This is a genomic window from Moorena sp. SIO3B2, assembly GCF_010692525.1.
Lineage (GTDB): Bacteria > Cyanobacteriota > Cyanobacteriia > Cyanobacteriales > Coleofasciculaceae > Moorena > Moorena producens.
On sequence record NZ_JAAHHE010000010.1, the window covers coordinates 41,978 to 54,124 of the forward strand.

The following is a 12,147-nucleotide window of genomic DNA, read 5'->3' on the forward strand; positions in this document are numbered from 1 at the left end:
GATAAAATTCCTACTAGTAATATAACTACTATTAATTCGATCAACGTGAAGCCAGCATCCTGATTTGGTTTCCGGCTTAGGGTTTTATGATATAACATTTTTAGTTGAGATGTAAACATATAATTAATAGAAAACGGTAACTACATAAAATCCTATAGCGTTTCTGATATTTATCAAGTACATTCAATCTTATTCCTCCATTCCCCCCTTATTAAGGGGGGTGAGGGGGGATCCTTACTCCCTACTCCCTAAAAAAACGTACCTCACCCAATTCCAAACTGCTATATTAGTTAATATTCAAGAAACCCCGTCCTTCAATTTGCATGGTTACACTAGGAAAATAGCGAGACCGGTCTTCTTTGTATTCATAGTCCTAAGAAACCCCGTCCTTCAATTTGCATGGTTACGGTCGGGAAATAGCTAGACCGGTTTGGTTTGTATTCATAGTCATTTGGATTATTTTTGAGCCGAGCTAAAGCATTCCCTATCAAAAATAATTGGGCAATTCTTTTTTCTGCATCCACACAAGCATAGAAGCCACCTTTTGGTTCACTTGGAACCAACGAATAATTATTTGGACAATCTGGTGTTATTGCCGTTGCTTTGTTGTCAATGTAATCTACCAAGATTTGAGCTTGAGTAGTGTAAGGAGCATCCTCTTTTGTCCACTGATTCAATTTTTCCTTGAGGCTGTTTCCTTTCTTGCTAAGATCAAAGGATTTAAAGCCTGGGCTAGCAGGTATACCAACTTTATTTACTTTATTTGAAGTGACATCGATGATTTTATCATAAACTTCAAACCGACCAATTCTAGCAATATTTGACCACTTATCATTTTCTTCAGTGATTAAGTAATAGGCAACCAAAGCATAGACAAAGGTATCATTTTTATTGGTAAAGTCGCCAATGGTTTTGCCATTGACTTTGTCTTCTCTATAAAAATACTTCCGCTTCCAGAATACCAGCACAGGTTGACAGTTACCTTTGTTACAACCCCCTACTTCATTAGCAACTGGTGGGATTTCCTTTCGGATTCCAGATTTATCCGGTTCGTCGTTATTATCTCTTTCCACTCCAGAAGCATCATAGATATAGACCGCTTGCTCCAAGTCTCTGGCTATGTAGTCCATAGCGGCTTGGATTTCTTGTTCTGAGGTAGCTTTGGCTTGCTCTTTACGGTCTGTATCGACAATAGTAATCATAAATCTTAATAGTGGCGCGATGATCAGTACCGCAACAATCATGGCCACCAGGAGTTCAATTAAGGTGAAGCCGCCATGGTTGATCTTAGGCTTATTGTTTTTGAGTTGATGGGCGAGTAACTTTCTGAGTGAGCTAATCATGGTTAGGGTTTTTGTTAGTAGTATTTGATAGTAATTACCGTATTCGTTACAAGATTATTTACAACCCCCTAGGCGCTGGCAAAAAAGGCTAAAATCGGGTGTACCTGTGGTAATTTCTGTAGTCATTTCTACTAGGGGGGCTTTGCGATCGCTTAATCCTGGTCCCCTGGCTTTTGCCTTAGCCCCCTTCTCACCAATGGTCAAGTCACCTTTATCCTTAAAGGCATCGGCTCGGTAAACCCGCACCCCCAGAAAGTAGCTTTTATCAATATTATTACTTGGGTCTCCTGATGAAGTGATACTCCGAAATGCCTGGATGATTAAGTCTCTTGGACTGTCACTACTACAGCCACCTTCATCGAGATCTATACAGTAAATACTGGTATTAGGGTCATTCTCGCAATAGGAATTTTTGTTACAACCGTTTAACTTTGATGTTGGAGGAGGAGCATCAGTCTTCGCAAATTTATCTCTTTTTGTTCGTATGTCGTCATCTGTCATAGTTACCTTGTCTTCGGGATGGTCGATGGCTCCACTCCGCACACCATCGATGTAGCCTCTAGCTGCTTGCACTGCTAGTTCTACTCGTCGCGATTGGACTCGATTGGCCACCCCTAAAACAATCATGGGTGAGATGCCAAGCATCAGAATAGTAATGATCAGCATTGCCATCAAGGATTCCATGATTGTGAAACCAGCATCTGATGATTGACAAAGGGGTTGTTGCTTCTGGGGATTGATCATGATTTAACTATTAATTATTAAGGGAGTCGAAATATGTAGGGTGGGCAGTGCTGGAGTTAGATTGATTTGCGTGCCATAGACTTGGATTGGCACTGCCCACCACCGATGGCAGTTGCGTAGGGTGTGTTAGGGGCGGGCTTGCCATTATTTTTCGCCTCGTAGCCAGTCTTGGGATAGTCCGCCCCGTAACGCACCACCCAAGGTTGGGTAGGCACTGCTCGGTTAATTGGGAGTGTCAGATCCCCCCTAACCCCCCTTAACAAGGGGGGAACCGGAGCCAGATGTAGATGTAGGGTGGGCAGTGCATCAGACCAATTCATTTTCTGGCAAATCAGGGTGGTAGGCACTGCCCACCACCCTGAGATTAATCACAATCGTGCTTGATTATTCATAGTTCAACCAATTAACCTCCAACCTGAAAACCTTTTATTTCCGGCAATAGCGCCCGTTAACCGCTAGATTTCCTTTATCGTCTTTAGCACACAGTAAAGTTTCCACCCAGCTGTCATCTCGGGAAACTTCCCGGAAAAACTCATCAGGGTCTCCCGCTGAGGGAGTGGTAAACAGGCCAGAGAAAAGGTCTGGTAACTGAGTCAACAGAGCCACATCGAAACCATATCGACGTTTGGGTGCCATGTAATAGGGAAGTCGGCCACTAGCAGCGGCATAGGGCATGAAAGACCCATTCCCTCGATCATCATCATCTATCTGGTATCCAAATCGACTGGGAACTATTTCATTCGGGGCATTCTGGGAACCATGCCAGAATGGGGCTGTATCATAGGCAGAACGCTTGAACTGGATCAGAGAGCCACTGATCCGAGCGGGAATACCGTCTGTTTCCCTGCAGCTTCCTCCCGGTTGCCGCCAGTTTTCTAGGTAACGGACGAAGTTAGCTACACCACCATTATTTTCCGTTGGGCTTGGGGGACTATCCCCGGAAGCAATCACTAAATTGAAGGTTTCTCCGTCCGGGTTCTGATTGGGATTGGCTCGCTGTGTCCAGCCCTCTTGGATTTCCACACATTCCCCTTCTCTTATCGGGAGTCCGTTATTNCTGATGATGAAGGGCGTACGCGGATTAATGCCATCCGGTTATTCCAAGAGTGGACTAAGCGCAGTGAGCAACAAGTGTTAGCAGCTCGTTCCCAGTTAAGTATCGGGATTAGTTCAGGAGATACTACGATTAACAGGGGTGGACCCGATAGCAATTTCTTCGCTTGGCGTGGTCAAGGGCAATGGGTAAGGCTACTGGCACCAAATACTATATTATTAATCCGAGGGGATGTGCAACTAGCAGACCGAGGCTTGGTACCATTAGAACAGATAGGGATTGGGGGTTTACAGAGTGTACGGGGCTATCGCCAGGATCTGATTCTATCAGACAATGGTGCGTTTATTTCTGCGGAGCTGCGTCTGCCAATTATTCAGAATCCTGATAGCGGAACTCTAGTGCAGTTGACTCCTTTTCTTGATTTTGGTACTGGCTGGAATAGAGACGATGATATTGATGATAACACGATCGCATCCCTTGGTCTAGGTTTGCGATGGCAGCAAGGAGATTTACTGGAGGCTAATATCGGCTGGGGCTTGCAGTTAGTGGATGTTGAAACTAGGGATAGAACGTTACAGGAAGATGGATTCTACTTTTCGGTGATTTTTAGACCATTTTGAACATAAAAATTAAAATTCTAAATTCTAAATTCTACATTCTAATTAAGATAGCGTTTTTCATAGTGATGAGGTGCAGCAAGGGAGAAAATGAATCATGGTCAAAAAAAGGATATATTATGGTAGTCTAGCGAGAGTAAATCGAAAATCCTTAGGGTTGAGGATAAGGCGGTGGATAAGGTTACCTCTAATTGCTATATTAACAGCGTTACTGTGCAATTTAGTCCCTCCGGTTTTAGCGACAGTCCCACAAACGTTGAAAGTTGAAAGGTTGAAGGTTGAAGGGGATATTGCTCTTAAAGCTACTAACCTTAAACCTGATCACCTTAAAGCTGCTAATCTTGACCTTTCGGCCACGCTACGGGAAAAACCTGCTAACTTTCAACCTGCTAACTTTGGCCTTTCGGCCACGCTACGCGAACAACCTAAGAACCTTGAACAGGCTAACCTGACAGTTTCCAGGTTACTTAAACAGGGGAAAGGTCTTTACGATTCAGGTAGATTCGCCGAAGCAGTAGATGTTTTAGAACAAGCTCTTAAGACTAATCAGGCTCAGGGAGATCAACTCTCAGAAGCAATGGTGTTGAGTAATCTCTCGTTGGCTTATCAGCAACTGGGGTTATGGACTCAAGCCAAGAATGCGATCGCTAATAGTGAAAAAATATTGCGCTATATAAAAAACCGGGATAAGTCTACAGCATACTTACAAGTGCTGGCGCAATCCCTAATGATAAAAGGAAGTATTGAGCTTGGTTCATCAGAATCAAAAGCAGCAATGGAAAGTTGGGAGCAAGCTGCGCTAACTTATGGTGAATTAGGGGATGAAGCTGGTCAGATTCGCAGTCGGATTAATATAGCGCAAGCCCTACAAGACTTAGGAATGTATAAGCGGGCGTTGAATCTACTCAATCAGGTCGAGGAATCCTTAGTTGCTCAACCTGACTCTTTGAACAAAGCGATAGGATTGCGATCCCTTGGGAATATGCGTCAATTAGTAGGAGAGCTGAGCCAATCCCGGGAAACCTTAGAAAAAAGCTTAGAGATTGCCCGAAGCTTACCATACTCTCAGGAGATTAGCGCTATATTATTTAGCTTAGGCAATACAGCACGGGCTCAGCAAGAATTAGACGAGGCTATTGATTACTATCAACAAGCATTCGATCAGTCATTAGATCCAATCACTAAGCTTGAAGCCCAATTAAATCAACTTAGCTTATTGATTGATACTAAAAGGATAAAGGAAGCACAAGCACTAATCCCTCAAATCCTGCCCCAACTGGAATCGATACCTCTGAGCCGCCGCAGTATCTATCTGAGGATTAATTTTGCTCAAAGCCTAATCAAGGATGAAGTTAGAAGTATCAAGGATGAAGGATATGTTCAAACTTTTCTTGATGCAGTCGCTCATGGGGGAAACCCCCAAGACCGCACCGGTAGTCGCTCATGGGGGGAACCCCCAAGACCGCGCTACCTCGCTGCATCGCTAGCCAAGAGACTTCAGCCTTCGGTTAAGAAGGCCATTCAGCCTTCTTATGAAATTGCTAAAATCCTAGCTACTGCGGTACAACAGGCTAAAGCATTGGGAGATAAGCGAGCGGAAGCTTATGCTCTTGGTAGTCTAGGTCAACTGTATGAGCAGAATCAGCAGTTGCCAGAGTCTGAAGACCTGACTCAACAAGCCTTAAAGCTAGCTCAGGAAGTCAATGCTCCGGATATTAGCTATCGCTGGCAATGGCAACTGGGACGTATTTCGACAGGGCTTGGAGAAGAGGAAAATGCGATCGCAGCTTACACAGAAGCTGTTAACACCCTCAAGTCTCTACGCAGTGACCTAGTAGCTGTTAACCAACAGGTCAGGTTTACATTTCGAGAGAGTGTAGAGCCAGTTTATCGAGAATTCGTGCAATTACTGCTGCAATCAGACAGGAATGAAGCCAATCCCGACAACTTGGAAAAAGCTCGTGAGATCATTGAGTCACTACAGTTAGCCGAACTAGATAACTATTTTCGCTCAGCCTGCTTAAATGCTACTCCTGTAGTGATTGATCAAGTCATCGACCAAGTTGATACTAAAGCAGCATTAATTTATCCTATCATACTACCAGAAAGCGTGGATATTATTATCCGCTTACCCCAACAACCACTGCGCCACTATAGAACAGAGCTTCCCCAAGACCAAATTGAATCTACTCTGGAAGACCTGCGTCACTTCCTACCCCAGCTTCATCGACGGAAATTTTTCCCAATGTCGCAGCAGGTATACAATTGGATAATCCGACCGATTGAAGAGGATTTAGCTAACTCTCAAGTAGACACCCTAGTATTTGTTCTTGATGGAGCCTTGCGCAATATTCCGATGGCAGCACTTCACGACGGTAAGCAGTATTTAGTCGAGAAGTATAGTATAGCGCTAACCCCTGGACTAGATTTAATGAATCCCCAGCGCTTAGTCAGGGAAGATATCAAAGTCCTAACGGCTGGGTTATCTGAATCCCGTCAGGGATATAATCCTTTGCCATTTGTAGAAGTAGAGCTAGAGAAAATTAAGGCTCAAGTTCCTAGTGAAATCTTACTCAATCAGGACTTTACTGAAACCAACTTTGAAAATTCTGTTGAAGCAGCTCCTTTCCCAGTAGTACACATCGCCTCCCATGGTGAATTTAGCTCTGAAGCTGAGAAGACGTTCATTCTGACCTGGGATAGTAAGATAAATGTTAATGAGTTGAAGGACTTACTGCAAACAACAGACCTACGCCAATCCACTCCGATCGAATTACTGGTGCTGAGTGCATGCCAAACAGCAACTGGGGACAAGAGAGCGGCTCTGGGTATAGCTGGTGTAGCGATAGAAGCAGGAGCACGTAGTACTCTTGCTACTATTTGGCTAGTGGATGATGAAGCCACAGCTGTGTTAATGAATCGATTTTACCAGGAACTTACTGACAAATCAATCTCAAAAGCTGAAGCCCTCAATCGCGCCCAAAAATCAATTTTACAAGACCCAAACTATGAACACCCTTATTACTGGGCTCCTTATATCATGGTAGGGAATTGGTTGTAGTAGCGTTAGCCATCAGCGGTCAGCAGTCAGCAGTCAGTGGTTAGTTGTCAGTGCTCAGCTGATAGCTGATAGCTGATAGCTGATGGCTGATGGCTTAAAGAAGAGCAGGGTTTTACCAAGGATTACCAACTACTGTAAAAGCCGCCCAATAATAGGGATGGGATAAATCTTCGTAGTTGAGAGATGCTAATTCTGGAGGCAAGGATACATTTGGTCGATCAGTAACACTAGCCAAACTTACCTTTTGTTTCAACATCCCAATCTGAGCTTGTCGCAAGGCTTCAGCCTTAATTGGTACAGTTTTAAGAGACCGATAAAATTCACTCATCAGCACTAAGGTTCCACCATCGCTGACATACCATAAACTAGCGACTGCTGACTTGACATTGGCGCGAACTGCTAATCCCGCAAAGCCTAGCTCAGCTTCTTTATCCCCGATGGCAGTTTGACAAGCACTCAGCACCAATAATTCTACCGCTGGTGAGTGCCAACGTAATTCAGCGAATGTATCTAAAGTCAGTTTACTATTCCAAAACTGAATATAAGACTTGTTTGGTTTTCCCGCCTGGAAGTCTGAATGAGTTGCCAGGTGCAGGATTTGAAAATTCTTATGATATCCCAGTTGCCACTGTAGATTAGTTAGGGTAAAATCTTTATTGAGGAAAGATTTTCCTTGCCAGGGATATTGGGTGATAACAGATAACTCTACCGGCACAGCAGGTAAGGAATTGTGTTCATTAAATTCTGATGCCCCCATAGCCAAAACATCGGAATTTTTCAGATCACTATAAACGGTATCTGTTAATTTGAAGGCCGGAATCAGGGCTAAGCTATACTTTTCGACCAGAAACTCTTGGCCATCATGTAAGGCAGCAAAGGGCAGGTGGCGTAACCCTCCACCTAGGCAAAAAATTAGATTATCGATACCTTGAGTTTTAAGGTATGGTTCCAATGGCTCAATCATCCACTGATAGAGTTGCTGAGCTACTGGTAGATAATCTTTAGTGTGTCTACGAATAGGATGAGTAATAGTTTGGATAAACTCTTGCACTAGGCTCAACAGAGCTTCCTTATTGGCTGCGGAGACACGCTTGTGAATGGGCTTACCTTCTGGTGTAATTAATACCAGCTCTAGTTGCTGGGGTCGCGGAACCATATAGATAAGACCAGGCTTTTGACCAGTTTGATTGGTGATTTTGCCAAGAGTATCAGCAATTTCCTCCACAGTGATGGATTGGTCAGGAAAATTGATGCCTAGGTGATTCTGATATTGTTTTTCCCAAGTTTGTTCAATTAAAGGTACTGCTTCTACTACTTGGTTATTGTCCAGGGCTTGTCCAAAGTTGGGGGGATTAACAGCTGGTGATTGAGCAATAGTTTGAGTAAGAGCATTGGATACAGTGTTGTTAGACATTGGCTTAGTGGCTTGTGCCTGCACCGAAAGAGCACTGATAGTTCCGGTGAAGTGTAGTGTCGCTAGGAACCAGCTAAAGCTAGTCGCTATTCGTTTCATAGTTACCTCACGGGTAAAAGCAAAGGTAAGTAGCAAACGTAAGTATTTAGCGTGGGCGTAGCGTGACCTACGGTCAATCGCGCTACGCCCACGTTACACGAAGGCACTTATCCAGTCAGCTTTGGAATCAAGCAAAACTTAAGAATTTGGCTGAAAGTGGCCAATAGATAAGTTTTTCTTGACAAATCTCCGTTTTTCGGATTATCATGATTAGGAGTAGCTGAAAGCTAAACGCTAAACGCTTAATACTTACGATTAGAAAGAGCAGAATTGACAGCAGATGGATTAAAAATCCATCTGTCAGAATAGTCAATCTTTTTTAAAGCCAAACATAAGCAGGTGCACAAAATTAATTACCCATTTTCAAAAATTCAAAGCCTTACACTGTAAGGGTTACAGGGATTAGTAGTAGGAAATTAATTTTGTTTAGGTGCTTAATAGTAATCCTATAGAAATAGTGAAAAGTGATCGGTCTGACCCAAAACTGCCCAACTGAGAACTCAAAACTGAAAACTCAGGACAGAGTAGTGTTCACCTAGGAATTAGGATGGCTAATTAGGATTGCTCTATATTACCTATCACCCTTAACTTGGTTATTTATGCAAGGAGTTAAATAGTTTTGTCAGTCAACCAGGCTCGTCAGGGCAAAGGCATCTAAATTCTAGAAGCCTTACTCAGAACCGATGCAGTGCGGTCTTGGGGTTTTCCCCCAAGACCGCACTGCATCAAGACAGAAATTTCAAAATCAATAAGCATAAATACTTATCTGATCAATCTCATATCCAGTAAGCATTTCAAAATTAGATGCGTTTACCCTGCCAGGCTAGTTTGTCACCCCTTCAAACAAAAGAGTTATCTGCTGCGACCAACTCGACGGCGTAATATTGATAAACCACCTAGTAATAACAGTCCTGTAATTGTGGCTGGTTCTGGTACTTTTTCAATGGTAATCCGGGCTACCTGAAAACCTGGTGTGGTGAAATCAGCATTGGCAAATAATCCATCTCCAAAATCTAAAACACCACCGCTACCTGCTGGTAGAAAACCAGGATGAGGCAGAACAAGACCGTTTTCATCAATACCATCCCCAACTACAGCCAAATCAAATGGTACATTCAAAGGATTCTCATCGTTAACTTCTGTACCAGCATCCCAAACCTGGTCACCTAGAACAATGAAGTCTGCACCAATAAATTTACCATCACCATCAAAGATGGCGATTGGGTTATCGTTAGCAATAAAAGCGTCGTTACTAGGGAAGTACATTGCACCGTAGCTGAAGAAGGAGTTGCTAGCTAAATCTTCATCCAGTTTGATTTTTGTCGAGACAACATCCCCAGAAAAAAGACCTAGAGGGCTATCTAAATCTACAACTATACCTTGAACACCACCGTTTTGAGCAGCAGCACTGTCAGCAAACAGACCAGCAATAAGTGAACTTTGGGGTGGGACATCGTTGGGATCCAGGCCTAGTTCTATAAAGGATTCAACTAGACCAGGAACAGTAGCTTCCAGACCTGTGATCGCATCTTCTGCTAAGGCTTCTATTCCAGAAGAAGCAGATTCGCCAATATTAAAACTATCAAAACTACCATCATGAAAACCAAACCAAACAGGAGTGACAACACCACCATTTTCTGGTGTCAAATTCTCAACAGTTACCTTAAGAGTCACAGCGTTTGCCGTTGATGCTATGCTCACTGTTGAACCAACAGTCAGTAAACTAGCTAAGAAAATGGCCTGGTTTTTTAAACCTTTGATTCCATTCATAATTACTAAGTTGAATGAACTATTTATTGCTAGCTTTAAATTAGTACAATCAAATTCCTTGATCAATCTCTAATTAAAAAGCTTTATGGAAAAAATAATTTTGACGGATATTTAGTAAAGTTATGACAAATGTGAAAATAAAACCAAATCCGGTTTATAAAAGCTTATAAACCGGACATGATCTCATATGCTGTTACAACCATACCGAGGGTAGACTTACGGGCAAGTCTTCAACCCTGGCATCCAATACCTACCTGCTGAGTTTTTGCGATCGCATTGGGGCAATATCACCCATTACCCATTAACTATTACTGATGAATCTTACTGATTAATCATTGCGCTACAGTAACTCAATCTTCTTCAGCTGCTTCAACCCCAAAAACACGGTTAAAGGATTTGAGAACCTTATATCCTGAATCAATTGATTCGAGGGGGTCTTTACGCAAGCGGTGTCGTAAACATAAGGTAATCACCCGGCGGATATCATCCACGGTAACTTCAGTTCGTCCTTCAAATGCAGCCAGGGCCTTAGCCGCCCGATTAGTCACAATATCACCCCTGAGCCCATCCACATCGAGTTCTGAGCAAACTTCTGAAATATTCACCCGAAAGTCGTAGTCCATTTCTACTTCAGCAAGTCGCTCTTGAGCCATTACTATCTGTTTCTGTAATACTTCTTGCTCAGATTGGTGCTGTTCAATATATTTGTGAGGATTTTGGTCAAAATATCCCCGTTCTTCCACAATTTTGACTCGCAGCACTGGTTCTTTGACCGTACGGATTTCCGCGTGCATCCCAAAGCGGTCTAGTAACTGGGGTCGTAATTCTCCTTCTTCCGGGTTACCAGAACCTACTAAAACAAAGCGAGCAGGGTGGCGAATAGATATACCTTCCCGTTCTACAGTATTCCAACCACTAGCAGCGGAGTCTAGGAGTACATCAACTAGGTGGTCATCGAGCAGATTAACCTCATCTACATAGAGGATGCCTCGATTAGCTTTAGCCAGAAGTCCTGGTTCAAAAGCTTTGACACCTTCAGATAATGCTTTTTCTATATCGATTGTACCACAAACCCGGTCTTCAGTTGCCCCTAAGGGTAAATCTATCATGGGAACTTTTTTCTTGACCGAAGTCCTGGATGCAGATGCTCCATTACCATTGCCCATCCAGTCAGGATCCAATGGGTCACTGTTAAAGGGGTCTTCAGCAACTACATCGATTTCTGGTAATAAATCAGCTAAGGCACGAATGGTAGTAGATTTGCCTGTGCCGCGATCGCCCATGATCATTACTCCCCCAATTTTGGGATCGATCACATTTAGGAGCAATGCCAGTTTCATTTCTTCCTGACCGACAATGGCGGTGAAAGGAAACACTAGGCGGCGAGTAGTAGTCTTGGGCGCTTGGGCAGTAGGACTCACTGGGATTACTTTATTGTTGTTGATTTTTCTCGACGATTACTATTTTGCCATAGGGCGTGCCCTGAGAGTTGATCAGTCTTTTCCCTTTTAGCAGGAACTTCCAGTCGCTCCAGAAGTCCAGCCAAGATCTATGCCTATAAACTTCATAATTTACTCTTTTTCACAAAAATTAATGAAAATCTGTAACTAGTGTTACTTTTTGTGTTTTTATTTGGTAAATATAGCTACTTTTTACCAAAATGTTTGTATGATTCAAAATGTAAAGGATTTCGGTGTATAAACAAATACCAAGTTGCCGACTGTCCCTGCAACTTGGCATGAAGACGAACAATGCACTGCATCCTGACAGGAAGCAGTGAACTATCCATATATTCGTACACATCTATTTTGAGGTTTTAGTCATGAGCATGCAAGAGCTTAGCAGCACAACCCAGTCTCATGTTGTAACTACACAGTGGCAGCATCCAGTCAGGATGACTATGCTGATAGTTTTGTGCTCCTTGGTGATGGGGTTAGTGCCGTTTATGTCTATTTCAAATTTTGCCCAGACACAAACCCAGACTCCAATCACCCTTGGTGAGGCAGGTCTTTGGGAAACTCTTGGAGAGCGCAATTGAGAATGGA

The 12,147-nt window shown here is 43.2% G+C and carries 11 protein-coding genes; 3 read left to right on the forward strand and 8 right to left on the reverse strand.

What is annotated here, in order from left to right:
• The 5 genes from F6K38_RS43215 to F6K38_RS04160 all read right to left on the reverse strand — a co-directional run.
• Positions 1-119: prepilin-type N-terminal cleavage/methylation domain-containing protein (locus F6K38_RS43215; RefSeq protein WP_353737168.1), on the reverse strand; the 119-nt coding region annotated here is incomplete at its 3' end.
• A gap of 246 nt (positions 120-365) precedes the next feature.
• Positions 366-1,343: a hormogonium polysaccharide secretion pseudopilin HpsC gene (gene hpsC / locus F6K38_RS04145; RefSeq protein WP_287356130.1), complete on the reverse strand. Its 978-nt coding sequence runs from the start codon at positions 1,341-1,343 to the stop codon at positions 366-368.
• A gap of 54 nt (positions 1,344-1,397) precedes the next feature.
• Positions 1,398-2,087 carry a hormogonium polysaccharide secretion pseudopilin HpsB gene (gene hpsB, locus F6K38_RS04150; RefSeq protein WP_287356131.1) on the reverse strand — a complete coding sequence of 230 codons (690 nt, stop codon included), beginning with the start codon at positions 2,085-2,087 and terminating at the stop codon, positions 1,398-1,400.
• A gap of 56 nt (positions 2,088-2,143) precedes the next feature.
• Positions 2,144-2,434: a hypothetical protein gene (locus F6K38_RS04155; RefSeq protein ID WP_131827236.1), complete on the reverse strand. Its 291-nt coding sequence runs from the start codon at positions 2,432-2,434 to the stop codon at positions 2,144-2,146.
• A 79-nt stretch (positions 2,435-2,513) separates the two neighbouring features.
• Positions 2,514-3,110, reverse strand: coding sequence for a hypothetical protein (locus F6K38_RS04160; protein WP_287356133.1), 597 nt, complete (start codon positions 3,108-3,110; stop codon positions 2,514-2,516).
• On the opposite strand from F6K38_RS04160, the gene F6K38_RS04165 reads away from it, so the two are divergent.
• Positions 3,099-3,761 (forward strand): ShlB/FhaC/HecB family hemolysin secretion/activation protein, encoded by a 663-nt coding sequence (locus tag F6K38_RS04165; protein WP_287356135.1) that lies wholly within the window; start codon positions 3,099-3,101, stop codon positions 3,759-3,761. The two genes, F6K38_RS04160 and F6K38_RS04165, sit on opposite strands and share 12 nt — an antisense overlap.
• A gap of 253 nt (positions 3,762-4,014) precedes the next feature.
• Positions 4,015-6,819, forward strand: coding sequence for a CHAT domain-containing protein (locus F6K38_RS04170; protein ID WP_287356137.1), 2,805 nt, complete (start codon positions 4,015-4,017; stop codon positions 6,817-6,819).
• Positions 6,820-6,931: 112 nt separating this feature from the next.
• Here F6K38_RS04170 and F6K38_RS04175 read toward each other — a convergent pair whose 3' ends face one another.
• The 3 genes from F6K38_RS04175 to bchI form a co-directional block, all read right to left on the reverse strand.
• A complete protein-coding gene (locus F6K38_RS04175) occupies positions 6,932-8,332 on the reverse strand; it encodes a CHAT domain-containing protein (RefSeq protein ID WP_287356138.1) in 1,401 nt (466 codons plus the stop codon).
• Between the two features lie 852 nt (positions 8,333-9,184).
• Positions 9,185-10,102 (reverse strand): spondin domain-containing protein, encoded by a 918-nt coding sequence (locus tag F6K38_RS04180; RefSeq protein WP_287249370.1) that lies wholly within the window; start codon positions 10,100-10,102, stop codon positions 9,185-9,187.
• Positions 10,103-10,452: 350 nt separating this feature from the next.
• On the reverse strand, positions 10,453-11,523 hold the full coding sequence (gene bchI / locus F6K38_RS04185; protein ID WP_287249371.1) for a magnesium chelatase ATPase subunit I: 1,071 nt from the start codon (positions 11,521-11,523) through the stop codon (positions 10,453-10,455).
• 401 nt (positions 11,524-11,924) lie between these two features.
• Here bchI and F6K38_RS04190 point away from each other — a divergent pair, with 401 nt between their 5' ends.
• Positions 11,925-12,140, forward strand: coding sequence for a hypothetical protein (locus F6K38_RS04190; RefSeq protein ID WP_131826975.1), 216 nt, complete (start codon positions 11,925-11,927; stop codon positions 12,138-12,140).
• Positions 12,141-12,147: the final 7 nt, after the last annotated feature.

What these genes read in the sequence shown, in the direction of transcription:
- hpsC (WP_287356130.1), bottom strand. Translation starts at nt 1,343, where the DNA reads ATGATTAGCTCACTCAGAAAGTTACTCGCCCATCAACTCAAAAACAAT.
- F6K38_RS04175 (WP_287356138.1), bottom strand. Translation starts at nt 8,332, where the DNA reads ATGAAACGAATAGCGACTAGCTTTAGCTGGTTCCTAGCGACACTACAC.
- F6K38_RS04180 (WP_287249370.1), bottom strand. Translation starts at nt 10,102, where the DNA reads ATGAATGGAATCAAAGGTTTAAAAAACCAGGCCATTTTCTTAGCTAGT.
- F6K38_RS04190 (WP_131826975.1), top strand. Translation starts at nt 11,925, where the DNA reads ATGAGCATGCAAGAGCTTAGCAGCACAACCCAGTCTCATGTTGTAACT.
- hpsB (WP_287356131.1), bottom strand. Translation starts at nt 2,087, where the DNA reads ATGATCAATCCCCAGAAGCAACAACCCCTTTGTCAATCATCAGATGCT.